The 20,858-nt window shown below is 55.8% G+C and carries 16 protein-coding genes; 8 read left to right on the forward strand and 8 right to left on the reverse strand.

Annotated elements, in window-relative coordinates; all coding sequences use genetic code 11:
• Window positions 1–355: 355 nt before the first annotated feature.
• Window positions 356–544 (reverse strand): hypothetical protein, encoded by a 189-nt coding sequence (locus F4V58_RS00010; RefSeq protein WP_075732291.1) that lies wholly within the window; start codon window positions 542–544, stop codon window positions 356–358.
• A 255-nt stretch (window positions 545–799) separates the two neighbouring features.
• Between F4V58_RS00010 and F4V58_RS00015 the strand changes: the two genes are divergently transcribed.
• Window positions 800–2,449 carry a redoxin domain-containing protein gene (locus F4V58_RS00015; RefSeq protein WP_084559794.1) on the forward strand — a complete coding sequence of 550 codons (1,650 nt, stop codon included), beginning with the start codon at window positions 800–802 and terminating at the stop codon, window positions 2,447–2,449.
• A gap of 185 nt (window positions 2,450–2,634) precedes the next feature.
• Here F4V58_RS00015 and F4V58_RS00020 read toward each other — a convergent pair whose 3' ends face one another.
• On the reverse strand, window positions 2,635–3,141 hold the full coding sequence (locus F4V58_RS00020) for a hypothetical protein (protein WP_150385638.1): 507 nt from the start codon (window positions 3,139–3,141) through the stop codon (window positions 2,635–2,637).
• A 654-nt stretch (window positions 3,142–3,795) separates the two neighbouring features.
• Complete coding sequence (locus F4V58_RS12765; RefSeq protein ID WP_245803000.1) at window positions 3,796–4,305, reverse strand: HigA family addiction module antitoxin; 510 nt, start codon at window positions 4,303–4,305, stop codon at window positions 3,796–3,798.
• An 873-nt stretch (window positions 4,306–5,178) separates the two neighbouring features.
• On the opposite strand from F4V58_RS12765, the gene F4V58_RS00035 reads away from it, so the two are divergent.
• From F4V58_RS00035 to F4V58_RS00055, 6 genes are all read left to right on the forward strand, one after another.
• Entirely contained in the window at window positions 5,179–5,637 is a 459-nt protein-coding gene (locus tag F4V58_RS00035; protein WP_075732297.1) for an NYN domain-containing protein, read from the forward strand.
• Between the two features lie 2 nt (window positions 5,638–5,639).
• The gene (locus F4V58_RS00040) at window positions 5,640–7,667 is read left to right on the forward strand and encodes a class I SAM-dependent DNA methyltransferase (RefSeq protein WP_075732299.1); all 2,028 of its coding nucleotides are present in this window, start codon (window positions 5,640–5,642) and stop codon (window positions 7,665–7,667) included.
• Between the two features lie 211 nt (window positions 7,668–7,878).
• Window positions 7,879–8,934, forward strand: coding sequence for a type I restriction-modification system subunit M (locus F4V58_RS12920; RefSeq protein ID WP_281247306.1), 1,056 nt, complete (start codon window positions 7,879–7,881; stop codon window positions 8,932–8,934).
• A gap of 10 nt (window positions 8,935–8,944) precedes the next feature.
• Window positions 8,945–9,823 (forward strand): N-6 DNA methylase, encoded by an 879-nt coding sequence (locus F4V58_RS12925; protein WP_281247314.1) that lies wholly within the window; start codon window positions 8,945–8,947, stop codon window positions 9,821–9,823.
• The gene (locus F4V58_RS00050; protein WP_075732301.1) at window positions 9,813–10,928 is read left to right on the forward strand and encodes a restriction endonuclease subunit S; all 1,116 of its coding nucleotides are present in this window, start codon (window positions 9,813–9,815) and stop codon (window positions 10,926–10,928) included. Before F4V58_RS12925 ends, F4V58_RS00050 begins: the two co-directional genes overlap by 11 nt.
• A gap of 2 nt (window positions 10,929–10,930) precedes the next feature.
• Window positions 10,931–14,017 (forward strand): type I restriction endonuclease subunit R, encoded by a 3,087-nt coding sequence (locus F4V58_RS00055; RefSeq protein WP_245803001.1) that lies wholly within the window; start codon window positions 10,931–10,933, stop codon window positions 14,015–14,017.
• A 236-nt stretch (window positions 14,018–14,253) separates the two neighbouring features.
• On the opposite strand, the gene F4V58_RS00060 is transcribed toward F4V58_RS00055, so the two are convergent.
• A complete protein-coding gene (locus tag F4V58_RS00060; protein WP_075732303.1) occupies window positions 14,254–14,697 on the reverse strand; it encodes a hypothetical protein in 444 nt (147 codons plus the stop codon).
• The gene (locus tag F4V58_RS00065) at window positions 14,694–15,179 is read right to left on the reverse strand and encodes a hypothetical protein (RefSeq protein ID WP_075732305.1); all 486 of its coding nucleotides are present in this window, start codon (window positions 15,177–15,179) and stop codon (window positions 14,694–14,696) included. The genes F4V58_RS00060 and F4V58_RS00065 overlap by 4 nt, the downstream gene beginning before the upstream one ends.
• Window positions 15,180–15,761: 582 nt before the next feature.
• Between F4V58_RS00065 and F4V58_RS00070 the strand changes: the two genes are divergently transcribed.
• Window positions 15,762–17,009, forward strand: coding sequence for an ATP-binding protein (locus F4V58_RS00070; protein WP_075732307.1), 1,248 nt, complete (start codon window positions 15,762–15,764; stop codon window positions 17,007–17,009).
• 432 nt (window positions 17,010–17,441) lie between these two features.
• On the opposite strand, the gene F4V58_RS00075 is transcribed toward F4V58_RS00070, so the two are convergent.
• The 3 genes from F4V58_RS00075 to F4V58_RS00085 all read right to left on the reverse strand — a co-directional run bounded on the left by F4V58_RS00075 (window position 17,442) and on the right by F4V58_RS00085 (window position 20,833).
• Entirely contained in the window at window positions 17,442–18,188 is a 747-nt protein-coding gene (locus F4V58_RS00075; protein WP_075732309.1) for a hypothetical protein, read from the reverse strand.
• On the reverse strand, window positions 18,181–18,369 hold the full coding sequence (locus F4V58_RS00080) for a hypothetical protein (protein ID WP_075732311.1): 189 nt from the start codon (window positions 18,367–18,369) through the stop codon (window positions 18,181–18,183). Before F4V58_RS00080 ends, F4V58_RS00075 begins: the two co-directional genes overlap by 8 nt.
• Before the next feature lie 388 nt (window positions 18,370–18,757).
• Complete coding sequence (locus tag F4V58_RS00085) at window positions 18,758–20,833, reverse strand: RecQ family ATP-dependent DNA helicase (protein ID WP_075736294.1); 2,076 nt, start codon at window positions 20,831–20,833, stop codon at window positions 18,758–18,760.
• Window positions 20,834–20,858: the final 25 nt, after the last annotated feature.

A 20,858-nucleotide genomic window follows, 5' to 3' on the forward strand; every position in this document is an offset into this window, starting at 1 on the left:
ACAACGGCAACACCAATCGCCCACCCCAAACAAGGCAAAAGCAACCAGCACACCGCAGCCAAACCAGCCCAAAAACTGATCCACCAAGTGGATCAATTTTCGCGCCAATCTGGATCACTTCTAGGAGACCACATACAGCCAGCCCGACGCAGGTTAGGGAGGAGATGATGGCTATGCGCCAAGAGGGAGCAGACATGAGGTGCCTTTCCAATATAGACTTTTATACTTAGGTTAGCCTACGCTTTGCCCGGGAATATTTTCAAGCGCTTGTTTCCCGGCTGCTCAGGTGGATTTACAGCAGCGTTCCCGCCCCTGAATTCTGCGCGAAACCAATGGAGACCCAACCGTCCATCGCTTAGTCAATAGTGAGAAGCCACCTCAAGTCCTTAATGCGATCCCAAATTCCGCACTCAACGGCGGAAAGGCCGTAACTACGAGCGCGCCTTTCGAAGTCCTCGACGGATTCGAGGAGACCCTCCACTAGCTGCTGAAGCTCCGCGCGGGCGTCTTCGGGGCTGATGAATTCGATGTGTGCCGCGCTCATCCCTAGTCTTCTTTCTTTAGCGCCGGGCGTTAGTTTAAAAACGGTTAGTGTTGCGCCGCCCGGAGGCTTTTGCAACAGCGGGAGCCATGAAGGACTCCGCAGTACACTACAGACGGGGGTAGCCGCAGGCACCTGCGGCTAGAAACTTTGTGGACGGGTCTCCAATCCGTTCACGGCTGCGGTTCCGAATGAGATGTATAGGTTTCCGCCGTACCGTTTCTGCGGAATTTCAGATTTTACAAAAGGTTGGACATGATTTTTTCCATGATTCTCATTGGGCTGGTGGGCGGCGTGCTCACCAGCTTGTCGCCGTGCATCTTGCCGGTGCTGCCGCTCATCCTGGCCGTCAGTAGCGGGGATAAACGCCGCCCCTACCTGGTGGTGGCTGGCCTGGTGGTCAGCTTCGCGGCGCTGACCCTGGTGGGTTCCCTGGCGCTCAACGCGCTGGGCTTGCCGGGCTCTACAGTCAAATGGGTAGGTATTGGCCTGCTTATTGCGGTGGGCCTGGGCATGTTGGTGCCCAAGCTGGGCGAGTGGCTCCAAGCCCCTTTTGACAAGGTTCCCAAGCCGTACTTCCTGCAGAACAAGGTCCGCGACCGCGGCGGTTTCGCGGTGGGCCTGGTCCTGGGCGCGGTCTACGTGCCCTGCGCCGGTCCGGTGCTAGCCGCCATCACGGTGGCTGCCGCCACGGGTGAGATTGACGCCCGGATCTTTGGTTTGACGCTGTCCTTTGCTGTGGGTGCCGCGTTGCCGCTGCTGGCCTTTGCCGTGGGCGGCAACAAGGTGGGCCAGCGCGTGGATTGGTTCCAGTCCAACCAGGGCATCATCCGCCGGGTGTCTGGCGTCATTGTGATCCTGCTGGCCATTGCCTTGGCCTTCGACGCCCCCGCCGCCATCCAGCGCTCCCTCCCCGACTGGACCTCCTCCGCGCAGCGTTCCTTGGGCGATAAGGTCATCATCGGCGACGGTGACTTGGAAACCTGCCGCCGTGAGGAAGACGCCACCAAAGCCAATGACTGCGGCAAGCTGCCTGAACTAGCCGGCCTGGAAAACTGGTTCAACACTGACCAGCCGGTGGACCCGCTTACCTCCGGCAACGTGACGCTGGTGGATTTCTGGGCCTACGCCTGCATCAACTGCCAGCGCGCCAATGAGCACGTCACCAAGCTCTATGACAACTACAAGGACTACGGCCTGGACGTCATTGGCATCCACGCCCCGGAATACTCCTTTGAGGAGGACCTGGCCAACGTCAAGAAGGCAGCCCAGGACACCGGAATCAACTACCCAGTGGTACAAGACAACAACTTTGTCACCTGGAAGAACTTCAACAACCGCTACTGGCCGGCGCACTACCTAACCGACCATAACGGCACCGTGGTCCAAATCCACGAAGGCGAAGGCAAGTACGCCGAAACCGAAACCCTGGTCCGCCAGCTGCTTAAAGAACGCGACCCCAACGTGGAACTTCCCGCTCCTGTGGAAAAGGACGTCACCGATCAGCCCCGCGAACCCCGCAACCCGGAGACTTACCTTGGCGCGCAGCGCTCCCGCTACCAGGCCAACCCAGTGCGCGGCCAGTCCATCGGCATGGTGGACTACGGTCCCGGCACCCCGCCTTCCTTGGGTCAGTATTCGCTGGCCGGCAAGTGGGACATTGGTGAGATGAGCATCAAACCCCAGCCGGGCGCTAGCCTGCAGCTGAACTACCAGGCCAAGTGGGTGCAGTTGGTGGTTTCCGGAAAGGGCACCATCAAGCTCACCCACGAGGACGGCAGCGTGGAGACCTTTGACATCACCAACCCCGGCAGCGTGGACCTCATCCGCGTGGAGAACAACCACCAAGAGCTCATCACCATTGAGCCTGACGCAGGGTTGGAGCTTTACTCCTTCACCTTTGGCTAAACGGAAACAAGATTAGCGCGGGGCACCGGTTTTGGTGCCCCGCGCTTTTTCGCTTTTGGTAGCCATGTCAGCGACCCCGCTAACCGGTTCCGGAGTTCACTTCTGATTGGTTTCTTCTCCCGGGTTCCTTTTCTGGGAGCTTAGTTTGCGGCTAAATCCTAGTCCTTGGGAGTCAGTGATTGGGGCTATTCGCCGTTGGCGGGACTTGCTCCTTCTTGTAACTTGTCCTCTTCTGCTTGGCGCCGGAGCTCAGCTAATTCGTCTGCGAAAAGTTCTTCGTACCCCGGGTCACTGCCCAGGTAATCCGGATTACACATTGCAGGGTCATCAACGAAAGCATCCGTGCCGGGGCAGTTGTAGCCACTGAGATCCCTTACCGGTTCAAGTATGTCCGGTGGAGTGATGGGTTGCTGTTGTGCCGCTGGGGGCGCAATTGGTTGGGCTGGTACCTGGGGTTGCTGTGGCTGCACCGGTGCTGCAGCCGATGGGGACGTAGTCACCGATGTTTCAGCCTTAGACGAAGCTGATGTGGACGGCGAACTGGACGGAGACTTCGAGGATGATGGCGTGGAGGTCTGCGACTTAGTGCTGGAATTCGTTGCGGTGGTTTCCTCACTATCAGTGTTTGACCCGGGACTACATGCCGTAAGAGCCAGGCACAAAGCGGCAAACAGAGGGACGAATTTTTTCAATTTCTTTCCATTCAAAATCAACTTCTGTGTTGGACTAAACCTAGCACGCGGAGGTGACGGCGCGGTGGTCCCGGTTCTTCCTCAGAAAGCACCTTGTAGTGTTCGTCGATTTTGGCTTGGCCGGTTCAGCTCTCCGTTGATGTCGCTAGACGTGCCTTCTAAAATGGCGCTCGACATCTTGATCCTCGAAAGTGACTTCAAGGTAAGGCCACAAACGGTCCCGCGATAGCCACTCTGTTTTTAGGTGTGTGTGGTTCATTCGAATCCCCCGGTTCGACTTGAATATTTAGGCAGATCCCAGTGTTTTAGCGCAGGTAATCCCCTCCCATCCAGGATTACGCGTTTTCACGTTACGGCCGCGGAGGGGTTTCCAAGTTTTGAAGTGAATTGGAAATCGTGGTCGGGGGTTTAAGGGCGGCGACCTTGACGGGTTTCAAAAGACCTCGTTTCCTTCGCTGCGCTGCTCAGTATTTTGGCTCAACCCATGAAGTGGTTTCCCTGCAATCCTTTCCGGCGTGTGCGTCGGTACGTTGTGCGAGGTAAATCCCGGGTCATGCCCGAAGCGCCCGTTTATTCCAATCGCCCACAATAGGAAAGGCCTGCAGGCACAAGTTGTCCTGTAGACTTTTTTGCTCGTAGCAAGGGACCTTGTCCTTACTTTCTTGACCGTCTATCGTACGCTACTAAATTTTTACCGCGACTCGGTTCGAGATAAGTATCTATGGCCGAGTCTCTTGCGGGCATGTCTTCGCTGGGCCGCGTAGCAGAGTCGGGGAGTGGGTATTGGTATTGCGCACTATCACGTGGGGCCTGCTGGAAGGGTTTCGTGTCGCTAGGTGAAAACCTTAATGTGTCGATTGGCAAACTGTGCACGGGTTTCACATCGTTGAGGTTCTCCCGCGTCCGGGCATTGTGGGACTGCTTCCAGAGCAGGTAAGAGTCCTGGAGATTCAGCCAGAATTCCGCGGAGGTGCCCAGGGCAGCGCCGATCTGGGTTGCAGATTCCCGCGTGATCTCCTTCTTTCCGGAAATAATCTCCGAAACAAATTGCGCCGGCCGTCCGAGTACCTCGGCAAATTCGGACTGGGTCCAGCCGCGTGCGTCCAGCTCGTCAGCGAGGATCTCTCCGGCCGGGAATAGCTCCGCTGAAATTGGAGTATTCATGAGTTCACCTTCTCTCAGTGGTGATCGACTATTTTCAATGACGATGGCCGCGGAGTCATCGCTGTCGGTTGCGAATCTAAGGATGAGTCGAAACTGCTTGTTCAAGCGGATTGAGGAGGTCCAGACTTGGTCACCTCCGTTTGTTCCAGATGTAACGACCGCAGGGCCCGCAGGTCCCGTTCATCCACGTCTTGGGCCAGGATCTGGAGTTCCTTGCGGTATGCCTCGACGATGTTCAGCCCCACCGTTTGGGGTGAGCCATCCTTTTGCTCACCTTAGTATCATTACCCTTTATATGAAGTAGGCTATCCGAGCAGTGTTGAGTTCGCGAGTAGGGGCCGGATGTGATTGAGGTGCCCCGGGTTCTTGACCCCAGGTATTTACCTTGATTTCCTTGCTGCTTGGCGCTGCGCCGCAGTTTCTTGATCAGGTTCCAGTGCGCTTTTGTCTAGGGCGGCACGCGGCCCCCGGCCCCAGGCTTGGGGGTTTCATGTGCGCGACGCTATTCCACTGCTAGCGCTAGTAGCGGATCTTCACAGCCTTTTCGTTAACGCCGAAACGCCATTTTCAGGGATGTGAATGGCATTTCGGAAAAATTTTTTGAAAAACTTTAAAAAAGTTTTCAGCTCCCACTCGAGCCTGCGGCGAGGACTATTGGGTTGGGTCATTACCCCAGGTAAAGCCATTATTAGGGTGAAAGTGGAGGGGGTGGAAGCTGCTGCCGATCGTGGTTTTCCGTGGCGAAGTCGGCAATCCCTTTCACTGTTTTTGACGGCGTGAATGACGTTCACGCTTGACACTGTTTAAAACAGGGTTTAGAGTAGTCCTTAACGAAAGCGAAAATGGCATTCACGCCCAGAAAGGTTTAACATAATGACTACACGGAAAATTGCCCTCATCGATATTGAGAACTTCAACGGAGGTCCTATCGCTACCCCAGGACAGGCACAGTGGTGCCGTACGATGCTCGAGCAATGGATTAAGCCTGCAGCCGATGAGCACATCGTGGTTGCAGCGGACGTAACTTCGGTAACTAACATCGACCTTGTCTGGCCGGGAATTCGCATCCTGGCGGGATATGGTGAGAATGGTGCTGACCTCCGGCTCCTCAAGGTGATGGAGGAAAACCTTCCGGAACGCTTCACCGGCATGACCCTCGTCAGTAAGGACCGAATCTTCGCCGAGAAGGTGAGTGATCTAGCCGGCCAAGGCCTTCCCACCCACGTGTATAGCTGGCCCCAAGCACTAGCGAAGCGTTTGCGATTTGCCGCTACTGAAGTAACTACCTCCATGAACTACAACTTCTCCCCAGACTACCGAAAGGCTGCCTAACAGTGACTACATACCAAGGCCAATTGGCGCTTAAAGACATCGCAGAGTTTGCAGGTGTCAGCCGTCCGACCGTGAGCAACTGGCGGGCGCGCAACGAAGATTTCCCGCAGCCCACCCAGGATTCGACTCCCCGTCGTCCGTTCTTCGACTTTAGTGAGGTCCTCGACTGGCTGGAAAAGCAGGACCTTCTTCCCGAAGACTGGAAGGACAAGGCGGCCTACATGGCCGTGAGGTCGGCAATCAACCCGCTCATGGCTTTCCGCCTGGACCCAGTCGAATCATCGATTCTGTGTCTTGGGCTGCTTGCCGCAATCAAGCGGGGATACAACGGACTCGCCGCCGCCGGTGGCAGCGGTTCGGCAGAAATGCTAAAAGCTCTTAAAGCTGCCTTTGACAGCCTCAAGGATTCACGTCTCCTTTTCATAGAACCCGGTAAAGTTCTCGAACCTGCAGAGTCGCTAAGTCCCGAGGTGGTGCGCACGCTCATCGGAGGACTAGCTCCGGTGGAGGAAGACTCCCTTCCCCAGGCTGCAGTCACAGTACTCGAGACCTTCCTCGGCAAGTCCGGACGCAGCGCGTTTGGTTCGCTATCAACGGATAGCTCCACAGTCACCCAGTTCCTCGCCAATGCGGCTAGCACCACCGTCGGCAAGGATGACGTTATCTACGATCCCACCTGTGGTACCGGTTCCGCGTTGCTTTCGCTTCAGAAGATTGCCCCGGAAGCGACATTCTATGGCAATGACCTCGACGCACCTACCGCCACCATCGCGGCCCTGCATGCCTACCTCCGCGGAGCAAACGCCACCATCACGCAGGATGATGCCTTCGAGGCATTCACCGCTCCAGAAGAGGCTGTTGACACCCTGTTGTGTGAACCACCTCTCGGCGAAAAGGTCGGTAAGGATACGTTCGCAGCGCTCACCATTCCTCTTGATTTGCCTAGCTCATCTCTCATGCCAAGGTCTGAGATCGCTATTCTTGTTTCCGCTATAGATAAGCTGTCTGCGAATGGGCGTGCCTATGTCCTGGTTCCTACCCAGGCGTTGACGGTTAAACCTTTCGCAGAGTTCCGTCAGAGGCTAGTTGCGCGCGGAGTGGTTGAAGCGGTGATCCAGTTGCCGCCTAAGTTCTTGACGTACACCTCTGTTGGTATGTCCTTGTGGGTTCTTCGTTCACTCGAGTCGCCGGAGACCACACAATCGGTGGCCATCGCTGACGCCACAGATGCCGATGCCCCCGCAGACCACATCGCAAGCTGGCTCCAGGGCCTGCGCAAAGGCGAGGACATCGGAATACCTTCGGGAATCATCGACCTTGGAACGCTGGTCACTAATGGTGGGGATCTCCTTCCGGCGCGCTTCTTGCAGGCACAGGATAAGGGGGAGTTGGTGGAGCAATATGTCACTTCGCTGGATGAACTTGACCGTTCTATTCAGCAGCTGAAGGATCAGGTAGGGCACTATTCCCGGTCGAAGAATCAGATTCCCACGTCTAAGACAACCGTGACGGTCCGGCAACTCATTCAAGATGGTGAGTTGAGACTGCTGCGCCACCTACACCTCTACGACCGGGACGGGACGATTGAAGCAAAAACAGTCGGTTCTAATCCCGATCGGGATAGGAAAGAGACCGTCGCAATTGCCTCTGCTGAAGATGCCCTTGTTCCCGGCGACATCATCGTTCCTGATTTTGTAGAAGCTCCTGTGTGGGTATTCGATCGTGAGGGCACGTGGGCACCGTCGCGAGGCATGTTCGCCCTGCGGGTGCAGGGTGACAAGTATCGTGCGGAATACCTTGCAGAGTGCATTAGTGCTGAGTACAACAGTGTTGATGACGGCTCAAGGCTTCCCCGTAGGTCTACTTCCCAGCTCCGCATTCCCGTGCTTACGCTGGAAGAGCAGGACGCTCTAGTGGACTGGTTCAAAGAACTCCGTCAGCTGGACCAGACCGCCAAGGGGCTGAGCCAAGCCATTGACGCTGCAGCGAATGGGGCGCTTAACGTTGTGCGTTTCTTTGGCAGCAACTAATCCAACCGGGGAGCCGAGCCCCTTCTCGGCTTCCATGTCCACACTTACATCTATAATCGTTCTATGACATTTTTCTTCACGAATCCCGTCGTAGTTCACGGGGTTGGTCTCTTCGACTAGACCCAGGTCGATCCGCAGAACCTTACAACGAAACATCAACTTAACCCTGCTCGAGGACGCCGAGCAGGGATCCCAGAAAATTAAGGAAAACATGGCTAATTCGTCATCCCAACTCTTCCAGGCAACATGGGGAGCCGCCGATACTTACCTCCGCGGGGTAGTGCCCCGTCAGCAGTACGGTAATTACATCATCCCGTTCACGGTTCTTCGGCGTCTGGAATGCCTACTCGAACCGACCAAGGCCGAGGTAATCGAGTTCGTTGAGAGCTCACAGCTCCCGCAAGATTTCGTTGACAGCTTGGTGGCTGAGGAATTTGGAACAACGTTCTACAACACCTCGTCACTCTCTCTGGAAATCATCGCCTCTACCGATGACAATGTGCAGGAGGGACTGATGGCGTACATCGCTGGTTTCTCCGACAACGTTGTCAAAGTATTTGAGTCTTTCGAGTTCTCAAAGTTGGTGGACAAGCTCGCTGACGGCAACGTGCTGTGGGGAATGATCAAACACTACTCCACGCTGGATCTTTCGCCAGGCAACATTGGTGAGCACGGCATGGGGGACCTTTTCGAGAACCTAATGTATCGTTCGTTTAGCGAAAACGGACAGGTCGCCGGTGAGTTCTACACTCCGCGTGACGCTATTCGTTTGATGGTGGACATTCTTTTACGCAGTGACGACAAGGGTATGCAAGGCTCCGCGCCTATCCGGTCGGTGTATGACCCAACTGCGGGTACCGCTGGCATGCTGCTCACTGCCAAGCACGCGATGAAAGAGATCAACGAGGATATCTCTATCACCTTGGCCGGTCAGGAATTGATGGCGGAGTCGTACGCTCTTGGCGCTTCCGACCTAATTGTCTCTGGTGAAGATCCAGACGTGCTGAAGCTGGGCGATACCCTTACCGATGACCAGTATGCTGATCAGAAGTTCGATTACGTTCTAGCCAACCCACCGTATGGTACCGACTGGAAACGCTCTAAGGCTGCCGTTGAAGCGGAGGCAAAAATAGAAGGATCACGCTTCAATCACGGGCTTCCTCCCACGTCAGACGGGCAAATGCTGTTTTTAACTCACATTGTGGACAAGCTGACGCCGAAGGTCTCTGAAACCGCGGGGGGGGGGGCGCGCATCTGTAGTTACTAACGGTTCCCCACTGTTTACCGGTGGTCCGGAATCCGGCGCGGACTCCATCCGCAATTATCTCATAACTGAAGATCTCATTGATGCGATCATCGCACTGCCCAAGGATATGTTCTACAACACGGGCATCCAAACCTACATTTGGGTTCTGGACAAAAACAAAGAACCCCACCGCCGTGGCTACATTCAACTAATCGATGCCACGGAAGTCTACGAGCCCATGCGAAAGTCGATGGGCAAGAAACGCCGCGAGCTAAGCCAGAAAAATATCGAGTTCGTCGCGAAGCTTTATGAAGCCTTCGAAGAGAACGATCACTCAAAAATTGTCACGGCGGACGAACTAGGCTTTGTGGACATCCCTATGTTCCGGCCGTCCCGTCTCCGTGTGAAAGTCAACGCCGATACCGTTGCTGCGGCCCTGAACCACGTAAGCGCGGCGACGCGTTCCCAGTGGGAGCCAATCCTCTTCGATGCGGATTCTCTCTCGTACAATGACCTAACTCCGTACCTAAAGCGCGAGGCCAGGGCCGCAGGCCTCAAACTTCAAGCCGGTCTGTTGAAGAATCTACTCGTGGAGCTCAGCGTGGAAGACCCCGACGCTGAGATCGCCCTGGACGCCAAGGGCAAGGTCATGCTGGACAAAGACTCAAAGGTCGTGGAACGGATCCCGCTGACCGAAGACATTGAGGAGCATATACAACGCGAAGTCCTTCCGTACGCTCCTGACATGGTGTGGAACCTGAAGGACGCAAAGACCGGCTACGAAATCCCGATGACCCGCCTTTTCTACAAGCCCGAGCTGACTGAAACAGTCGAGGAACTGGATGCTCAGGCGGCAGAGCTGCTTGCAGCTATCGAATCACAGTTTAAGGAGATTCGACATGAAGACTAAATCCGTCCGCCTTAACCTACTCGCCAAATTTCATAACGGAAAGGATTGGAAAGCAGTTGAGTCATCAAGCGGTGAGTATCCCGTCTATGGATCTGGCGGAATTTTTGGATCGGCTAGCCAGTACCTCCACGACGGTGAAGCAGTGCTATTCGGCCGTAAAGGTACGGTTGACAAGCCACTCTATGTTAGTGGAAAGTTCTGGACCGTGGATACCATGTACTATGCGGTTCCAAACGAAAAGATTCTGGCGCGCTACCTTCACTACTGGGCAACGACGATTCCATTTTCTACCATAACTACACAAACTGCCTTGCCAAGTGTTACTCAAACTGATTTGTCTCTTCTATCCGTGCCTTACTATTCGGTGAGTGTACAACGTGAAATAGTCGCTTTCCTCGACAGGGAAACGGCCAAGATCGATTCCCTGGTCGCCAACATCGATAAATATGTTGAGGTGTTGGGAAAATTGCAAGCTCGAGTGATAGTAGAGGCGCTGAATCTGGACCAATTGCCCTGTTCGACTATCGGGCGTCATGCACAGGTCAGTCTCGGAAAGACGCTACAGGCTAAAAGCAAGAGTGTGTTCGAAGTCGAGATGCCATATGTGCGCGCCGGCAATATCCAGCCCGGAGGTAGGTTGGATGGAGAGATTAAGACCATGTGGTTCAATCCGGCTGAGGTCGAAGAGTATGCACTCGAGGCTGGGGACGTATTGGTAGTTGAAGGCGGTTCAGTCGGCAGAAGTCTAACCCTTAGTGAAGAGCTGGAGGGATGGGGATTCCAGAACCATGTAATCCGCGTGCGTCCACACTCCGGTTGGAGCGGCAAGTACATTGATTACACCATTCGGGCTCACAAAGCTCAGGGGTTAATAGATTTGCTGGCAGTCGGAGCAACAATTCAGGGGTTATCAGCCGAGAAGTTAAAAAAGCTGCCCATCGCCTTCCGAACTTTGGAGCAGCAATGCGAGGTCGTTGATTTCATCGACGAAAGGCTTGGTTCTTTAGATGCCCAAATTACCAATTTCACCAAACTCCGCGACATTTTGGTCAAGCGTCGTGCGGCACTAATTACTGAAGTCGTGACCGGGCAGAGGGAGGTCTAGGAATGTCTGGACACGGAATGATTATGGAACGCGCTTTTGAAGAGTCTATCTGCGAGGCTCTTCTGGAATCGGGCTGGGTGTACGAGCCGGAGAAGAAGACGGAGGGTTGGGACAAGCAGCGTGCGCTGTACCTTCCGGACGTTGAGTATTGGTTGAAGTCGCAGTTCCCGAAGGAGTGGGAAAAGGCGGTGCCGGAAGGCATATCGGAAACTAAACGTCAGGTGCTGACCAGCAAGTTGTATGACCGGCTGGTGCAGATGTTGGACAAAGATCCAGTATTGGATGCCCGGACGGGTGAGATTAACCAGGGGTTGCTGGGCGTTTTGCGCAAGGGGTTTAGCTTTGCGCAACGCGGTGCCACCAAGTCGAAGTTTGACAAGATGGTTGAGTTCGCGCCAGAGAACCCGTTGTATACGGATGTGTTAGAAAAATCTAAGAACAACCGGCTTCGCGTCCTGCGCCAGGTGCCGTTTGACCTGAAGTCCACAGAGACTATCGATTTGGTGCTGCTAGTCAACGGTATTCCGGTGGTCACTATGGAGCTTAAAACCGATAACACTCAAACGGTGTGGGACGCAGTCAAGCAATACAAGAAAGACAGGAAGCCCAGCAAGGTGAACCGGCCGTTGCTGGTTCCCGGGCGCTGCCTGGTGCACTTCGCGGTGTCGAACCAGCAGGTGTATATGTCTACTGCGCTGCAAGGCGCGGATACTTTCTTCCTACCTTTCAACAAAGGCAATGAGGGGCGGGCAGGAAATCCGGAAAATCCGGAAGGCTCTGATACTGCCTACCTGTGGAATGAGATTTTTCAACCGGACCTGTTTCTGCGCATCCTGCGTGATTACGCGCTGTGGGAACCAGCCGCCAAGGGTAACCAAGGCCGGTTGATCTTCCCCCGCTACCACCAGCTGCGAGCGACGGAGAAGGTGGTCAATGACGTTTACGCCAATGGGGTTGGGTCAAAGTACCTGATTCAACACTCGGCCGGATCTGGAAAAACGAAGACCATCGCTTGGCTCGCGCACCGCTTGCAAAGGCTCATGGATGCGGAGGGAAAATCCGTATTCGACTCAGTCATCGTCATTACTGACCGAACAGTGCTCGATGACAATGTGCGCGAGGGCCTGTCACTCCTGCGGGCATCGGAAGGTTTGGTAGTCAATGTGGATCAGTCCATGGGTGCCAAATCCGCAATGCTCAATGAGGCACTCGTTGAAGGCGGGCACATCATTTCCTGTACTCTTCAAACCTTCCCCGCATTGGCCAAGGCGATCGAGCGTAACAAGTCCGCCAAGGGGCGCAATTACTGCGTCATCATTGATGAGGCGCACTCCTCGCAGCACGGACAATCTTCAAACCAGCTGCGCAAGCTGCTCACTGACATCGAGGTTGATGAAGACGCTGGAGTAGATGAGTTCCTCGAAGCCATGGAAACCGGTGTGGCCATAGCCAAGAATATGTCCTTCGTGGCACTCACCGCTACGCCAAAGGCCAAGACTCTCATGGCTTATGGTGTGGAATCCGAAGATGGTGACCACATGGTGGCTTTTGATACCTATGAGATGAGCCAGGCGATCGAAGAGAACTTCATTCTGGACGTATTGAAGAATTACTCGACCTTCCAAATGTTTGCGAGAATCCGGGATGAGCTGGGCCGGACCGAAGAGGTTCGTAAGGGCGAAGCCGTCAGCTACCTGACCAAGTACACCCGGCTGCACCCCACTTCCATTGCCCAGAAGGTCAAGATCACGGTGGACCACTTCCGCCGCAATGTGCAGCACCTCCTGAATGGGACGGCCAAGGCCATGGTGGTGGCTGCGGACCGTAAGAGCGCGTACGAGTGGTACCGGCAGATGAGCAAGTACATCGATGAGCAGGGATACCAGGACATGGAAATCTTGGTGGCCTACTCCGGCTCGTTGGACATAGGCGACGAGGACGGCCTTACCGAAAAGCAGGTCAATAACGTCCGGGACGTGGCAGAGGAATTCCGGGGGAACGATGTCCGCAAGATGCTCATCGTGGCAAACAAGTTCCAGACTGGATTCGACGAGCCCAGACTGTGTGCGATGTATGTGGACAGGAAGCTTGGCGGCGTACAGGCGGTGCAAACCCTTTCCCGTCTCAACCGCGTCGCCGAGGGCAAGCCGAACCCGATGGTGCTGGACTTTGTCAACGACTCGGAGTCGATTCTGAAGGCGTTCCAGCTCTACTACCGCGACGCTTTCATCGCCGGTGACATCCCCGCTAACACTCTCGATGACCTGGCAGTGAAGCTGGATGCGGCGGGTTTCTACACCCCTGAGGACCTGGAAAAAGTGGCGGAGCTATTCGTGAAATCAGCCCCTTCAGAAAAGTTACAGGCTGCACTGTCCCCAGTACGTCACAGGTGGAACGACCACATGCAAACGGCGCGGCTCAAGGGGGATGACAAGGCATACAATCTGGGGCGAGATTTCACCGCCAACCTGCGCAAATACGCCAACGCCTGGGAATTCCTCAGTCAGATCATTGATTACCAGGATGCGCACATGCACAAGCGGGCCATCTTGGCGGAACTGCTGGCTAGGAACCTGCACGCCGACCGGTTGAACGACGAGGAGGACTACGAGACCGGGGTGACCTTGGTGGGCGTGGCGATCGCGGCGGAGATAGAGGACGCTGACTTAGGTCTAGCTGGTTCCGAAGATAATGGTGAGCTGGAAATTCCAGGCTTTGATGGCAGCATGGTGGGGGAGAACTCACCCGTGGTTGCAGCCTTCGAAGAGGCGGTAAAGGAAGTCAATGACATTCTTTCCATCGCCGGTCTTGGGGCTTCCAACCACGCCACGCGCGCGGCCATTCGTGCCAGCTACGGCGTCTTGATTGAAGATGAGCGCGTCAAACAGCTAGCCAAGGAAAACGGGGCAGCCAGCATGGCAACCTCAGCCGAGTTCAAGCAAAAGAGTATCTCCGCAATTGTGAAAGCCGCGAAGGAGTCGGAGACCGTCTACAAAGCCATCATGGCTAATACGGACAACACCGAATCCATAGTCAAGGCCCTGGCTTACCTCGTGGAAGCGGCTGAAATGGAGGCCGTCCAGGGATAAGGTGTCAACCGCTGTTGGAACCGGATAGCCGCTCAACGTAACGGTCGAATTGAGAAAGGTTACCCGGTTCCAGCATGCGCAAGGTCCCGGGCGAAGGTGGTCTGTTCAGGTAAGGGGCGCGGGTAAGTACCCGGATTGGCCGCCTGCTGGAATGGTGACGGGAGCCTTCACCGCTTTCGTTTTTCGGTATACCCGCCTTGGCTGACTATCTACAGCGCGCGAGGGTGTTTTGCCGGTTAAGCCGAGGCCGCCAAGTCCTTTAACTCTTGTTGCTGCCGGGAGTCGAGTTCTTCCACATCCCACTTCTTGCTAGCGTCGAGTGCCTCAACGACCTGTGCCATTTCAACACTGTCGTGGAGATCGTTCATATCCAGCTGCCAGAATGTCTTAGCAGCACGTGTTGAAACAACAAGTACGGATAGCTTAAGGGCGTTGGGGCTACGGCCCGGCAAGCAAACCGGGACAATTACGTGCTCTTCGCCTGCCTCGAAATGGCGGGTGGCCGCTTCTCGAATGTGAGATGCCAAAGTACTACCCAGCGCTGGAATGATAACAGGCAGGGTCTCAACGCCTAGCCGTTCTAGTAAGCGGGCGCGTTCGCCGCCTTGGTCAAGGAAAGAACGGAACAGCTGCGCAACCGCCATGCGTGCGCGGTAGTTCCGCTTTTGCTTTTCGTTCATGGTTTACCTGCCTCCCAACATTCCAGATAGTCGAACGGATACAACATCTTATAGTAGTGCTCTTGGAACGTTCCGTGAACAACCCGGCGAGATTTCTCTTCCTCGACACCCCCGCTTAGGTGCTCGTGGACGTACCGGTCACTGTCACTACAGTCAATGAAATACTGATGACTGTGAACAGAGCTATGCCACGTATCGGTGCGCCTCACCTGCTCAAAGTTAGGTTGCTCGCCTTTGAGTTTCTGGCAGCGGCTATACGCTGCATGAGCGGGCGTAACGTTGAGCATGAGTGCGAATTGTTCCACCAACCCGTCCTGACCCTGCCATTCTCGAACGTGCAGGATAGTTCCTAACTCAGCCATTTCGATTCGGTCAGTGCGAAAATCGGCGGTTTCGTCCGGATCTGGGTACGGTACCGCCTCGTCCGGCGGCATACTCATGTCTGCCAGACGGTAGTTCTTTTTGTTCGGGTTAGGAGGCATACTTGTCAATCCTAGCGGCTCTAAAACATCACGTACGATCCTTAACCCGCAATGGCTCTTGGGAAAAAGTACGGTCGCAAACGTTTATTCCAATCGCCCGCGATAGGAAAGGCCTGCAGGCACAAGTTGTCCTGTAGATTTTTTGCTCGTAGCAAGGGACCTTGTCTTTTCTTTCTTGACCGTCTATCGTACGCTACCAAATTTTTACCGCGACTCGGTTCGAGATAAATATCTATGGCCGAGTCTCTTGCGGGCATGTCTTCGCTGGGCCGCGTAGCAGAGTCGGGGAGGGGGTATTGGTATTGCGCACTATCACGTGGGGCCTGCTGGAAGGGTTTCGTGTCGCTAGGTGAAAACCTTAATGTGTCGATTGGCAAACTGTGCACGGGTTTCACATCGTTGAGGTTCTCCCGCGTCCGGGCGTCCTGAGACTGCTTCCAGAGCAGGCTGGGAACCCCTGAGAACCCTTGGTTCGGAATTGGCAGGTTAAACCCGCAGAAATTGGCAGGTTAAACCCGCAGAAATTGGCAGGTTTTTCGTGGTGCCGGATGGCTTTACGGATCTACCTGGTAAAATGAGCAAATGACTTATTTACCGCGCTCCATAGACAGGCACCTTGATTTCTTCACAGAATTCGCGGCTGCCGTATGCGTGGACGGAGCCCGGGCAACTGGAAAGACTGAAACTTGCTCCCGGCGTGCAGACTTTTCCTATTTCTTGGACTCGCCTTCCGATAGGGCACCTTTAGAAGCGGATATTGACCTGACCTCCCTTCCGGAGGGAACTATCCTGCTCGACGAATGGCAAAACTTGCCCCAGGTGTGGAACTCCGTACGGCGCCGGGTGGACAGCGGTGAGAAACCCGGACGCTTCCTCATCACGGGAAGCGCAAGCCCATTGCCGGATAACGGAACCCACACCGGGGCGGGCCGAATTTACTCGGTCCACATGCGGCCCATGGGACTTCATGAGCGGATTTTCGAAACCCCTACCGTCGCCCTCAGGCAGTTGCAGCAAGGAGGCGCGCAAATTAGCGGTAGCACCGGGAAGACTATTGGGGATTACTGCCAGGAAATCGCCGGCAGCGGCTTTCCAGCTCTCATTGAAGCTCCATGGGAATGGCGGATGGAATTTCTGGATTCCTACCTAACCAGGATCGTTGACCGCGACCTTCCATCTTTGGGCGAATCTTTGCGGTCACCGGAGACTTTCCACCGGTGGATGAGGGCTTATGCAGCGGCAACATCAACTACTACCAGTTACAGCAAAATCATCAACTCCACTTCGGGATCTGACGGCGCGCAACTTTCGCGTGAGACAAACCGGCGTTTCCGGGATCTTCTCCAAAGGATTTGGGTGCTGGATCCACTGCCAGCCTGGCATAGCGGGCGGAATCCCCTCAAAGAAGTGACTCAGACCCCCAAGCATCACCTGGTTGACCCTGCGCTTGCTATGCGCCTTCTGGACTTGCAGGGCAGGGATCTGCTGACGCCAAGGGGGTCGCACATGCTTGGGCCCATGTTCGAAGCTCTCGCGACTCTGACGGTACGGGCTGCAGCCACTGCCACCGGATCTAAGGTCCGGCACCTGCGAACCCACGGCGGCAGGAACGAGGTGGATCTGGTGGTAACCGACAAGGAAGGTTACCACGTTGGGCTGGAGGTGAAATCAGCCAATTTTGTAGAGGACAAAGACGTGACTCAACTTCTGTGGTTCAAAAACGAAGTGGGAGAGGACGTCCGTGATGTCGTAGTTATCTACAGCGGTGCGCACGCATACCGGCGCCAAGATGGGGTAGCCTGCATCCCCCTTGGATTGCTGGGGGAGTAAATAACAAGAGAATTCTCGAATCTGCTCTTGAGCGACAGGTTAGGGCTTACAGCTAGCGACACGAAAAACGTTCCAGTGGGAGTTTGGGTGTAGTTTCTTCTTGCTGGGGTGGTGCTGGTGGAGCTGCAACGGTTTGCCCGGTTACTTCCCCCAAAGTTAAAAACAACCTCCTTAACGTAGTTCTAGTCACCCAAAACCGACTACTTAAGGATTTTGCTTATGTCCTTAAAGACCGCTTGTAATAGATCTTTGCAATAGGTAAAAGAACAACTGCATGGTAGTCCATGATTATGGCCGCATCCCCTTTTTGTCCGTTAACCCCCAGGCGCCGGGGTAGAAAAAGAATGGGCGGGCCTTCCCACGAAGGAAGAGCCAGTTAACCCTCTTTTTAGATCCCCGGCTGCAGCCATGCGCTGAACCCTGGAGATTTTTCTAATTCCGCAAGATTTTGTCTTGGTTATTTTGTGGGCATTCCCATCCTTCGGGAACGGGCATGCCTAGTTCTTCCGTAAGCACCTGAAAAGCTGCTTGAGGGCAGTCGCGCACCACCGCAGCTGTCTGGATTTCACGCCAACGTAGTCGGGCCTTTTTTAACTGCGTACTCCATCTATTGTTGTCAACATCGAGGTTGAACTCAATCCGGAGGGTTTCCAGCACATCTTCGAGACAAGGGCGGAACCGATGCCCACCCGTCGGAAAGTGAAAGTTGGAGATAAGCGGAATTGTGTCGAAGTATTTCTTCACCTTCGACGAGTTGTCTGGGGAGACTTTCGTTGTAAACCCAAGAAGATGAGTAAATTCGTCGCGGTGGCCGTGAATGTGGATGTGTGAGCTGGGTTGTTTGGTGTTTCTCCGGTCGTAATCAACGCGGAATAGGGGTGTCCCCTCCACTTTTCCATAAGGAAAAACCGAAAAGCTTGATTTCTCGACTGCCAGGTACGAGTTCGTTGAGTCCCAGCGGCACCAGTACTCCAGCTGAAGTCCAAGAATTCGCTTTCCTTGACTGTGTAGCAATACGGCTCCTGGTTTCCCGTCATCGGAGAGGCGTAGTCTAACTACAATCTTGTCCCGGGTGGACAATGGATCGAAATAGTATTGTTTGCCAGTGAAAGCTTCCAGTGAGTCGGAAAGCTTGTTGGTGAATTCGCCTACCAGCTTGTTAAGCTCACCATTAGTCAATATCGAGCAGCCACCTTAAATCCTGGATCCGATCCCATGTAGCTCGTTCGGTGGCAGTTAATTCGTAGCGGTAAGCTCGCCTCTCGAATTCTTCCAAGTCCCCGCCAATGATGGATTCTAATTTTTCGAGTTCGGCTCGAGCGTCTTCGGGGGAAATGAAATTAATTAACGGGGTGCTCATACCGACTCCTATCCCTTTTTGCAGGTGTGTGGAAACTATGGAAACAGTGGACTATATAGGACCAGTGTTGCTTATCGGACGTTCTACTACAAGGGTATTAGTTTTGATTTTTCCTTGATTCACTATAAATGGGGGTGATAAAAACGTTTAACGCGAGACCCCGTGCGTCTGACAGGGCCCCTGGACAAGGTCTTCAAATTTTTTAAAAACTAGGTGCGTTAGCGGATGGTGCTGAAAAAGAAGGGCGGGCCCTCCCGCGAAGGAAGAGCCCGTTGCCTGTTTTTTGCGGGGGAAAACCCGCTTTATGGGTGTCATTGTTGCACGGAAGTAACCGGGAGTCAACGGCAAGCGCCGGTTGCCTGGTGCTGTTGCGCGCTGCTTGCCGGGCTTAGGCCTGGCTGGCCATGGCCAATCCCAGGATTTCCGCGCCGGTGGTGGCGTGCAGGTGGTGGGCGGCAACGGTCAGTGACCAGCTGGTGTCCACTACATCGGTAACAAGTAGGATGGGGCCGGCAAGCTGCGGGGCGCCGCTGAAGTCCCAGTGGTTGTCCAGGGCGCGCACGCGGAAGGTGGAGTTTTGGGCGGTGACTTCCGCCGCGCCGGGGTGCACGGGGATGGTGCCGGCAAAGTCCATGCGGCCAATCTGGGCCAGGGCTTGAGCGAAGGCGGTGACCATGTCGGTGGTTTCTTGATCCGTGGTGCCCAGCGCCACCACGGTGACCGGCCGGTTGTCCCAACCCCAGTTCTTTAACACGTCCACGGCCAGGCTGAGGATGGGGTCGGAAGTCCACGGCTCGGTGGGCCGCCAGGTTTGCTCGCCCAGAACGCGGCCAAGCAGCGGCCCGGTGGTAATGGAATTGAGCCGGCCTAGCGCGCGGATGCTGGTCAGGCCCTTAATAGCGCCCTTGTAAGCCACGCCGTTAGGCCAGCGTTTGCGTACGTTGATCTCCACGCCCGGGGTGCTGGCGGCCTTGTCCACGGCGGCGGACATGGCCAGGTTCACGTCGGTGGAAAGGTGCTCACCCCGGCAGTTATCGCAGCGCCCACACGGGCCCAGCGCGGAGGGGTCATCGAGCTGCTGCCGCAGGAACTGCTCCCGGCAGGAATCCAGCGCGACGTAGTCCAGCATGGCCTGTTCCTCCTGGGCCTTGAGCGCCGCCAGCTTCTCGTAGCGTTCGGCGTCGTAGTGCCAGGGCTCACCGGTTGCTTCCCAACCGCCGCGCACGCGGTTGACCGCGCCTTCCACATCCAGGACCTTGAGTGCCTGGTCAATCCGACTGCGGCTGATGGAGACGTAGGTTTCCAGCTTGGGCGTGGAAAGGGGGCCATCGGCGGTGTTGAGTGCGTCCAGGAGCGCTGCGACTGTTTCCGGCGGTGGGAAGGAGGAGCGGGCAAAGTACTCCCAGATGTTCTTGTCCTCCGCGCCGGGGAGCAAGATGACCTCCGCGTGGTCCGTGCCACGGCCCGCGCGGCCAATGTGCTGGTAGTAGGAGACGGGGGAGCTGGGCGCGCCAAAGTGGATGACAAAGCCCAGGTCGGGTTTATCGAAGCCCATTCCTAGGGCGGAGGTGGCCACCAGCGCCTTGAGTTCGTTGCGCAGCAGCTGTTGTTCGAGCTCCTCGCGTTCTGCGGCATCCGTGCGGCCGGTGTAGGCGGCCACCGGGAAGTTGGCGGCGGCTAGGGCTTGGGCCAGCTCCTCGGCTGCGGGGACAGTCAGGCAGTAAATGATGCCGGAGCCCGGTAGCTTGCCCAGGCGGCTGGCAATCCAGGCTGCGCGCTGCGTGGAATCCGGCAGCTGGACCACGTTGAGGTGCAGGGAGGGCCGCTCCAAAGACCCGCGCAGCACGCGGGTGTGCTCACCCAGCTGGGCGTGGATGTCCGCAATCACGCGGTCGTTGGCCGTGGCGGTGGTGGCCAGCACCGGCGTGCTGGGTGCCAGGCCCGCCAACAGGTCTTTGATGCGGCGGTAGTCCGGGCGGAAGTCGTGGCCCCAGTCGGAGATACAGTGCGCTTCATCGATAACCAGCATGGCCGCAGAGCGCGCCAGGCCGGGCAGCACGTTGGCCTGGAAGTCCGGGTTGTTCAGCCGCTCCGGGGATACCAGCAGCACGTCCACCTCACCGGCCTCGATATCCCGGGTAATAGCGTCCCACTCCGTGACGTTGGAGCTATTGAGCGTCACGGCACGGATGCCGGCCCGCGCGGCAGCGTCCACCTGGTTGCGCATAAGGGCCAGCAGCGGGGAAACAATGACCGCCGGGCCAAAGCCCTGCCCGCGCAGCAGCTTGGCGGCAATGAAGTAGACGGCGGACTTGCCCCAACCCGTCTTTTGCACCACCACCAGGCGGCCGCGGGCGTTGACTAGGAGGTCGATTGCCTCCCACTGGTCGTCGTAGAGGGCGCTGTCCGGGTTGCCGGTGAGGTTACGCAGGTACTGGTTGGCGTCTTCGCGCGTTACGGTCATACCCGCCAGCATAGTGCGGTGTGCT

It is taken from the genome of Corynebacterium phocae (assembly GCF_008693075.1).
Classification (GTDB): Bacteria; Actinomycetota; Actinomycetes; order Mycobacteriales; family Mycobacteriaceae; genus Corynebacterium; species Corynebacterium phocae.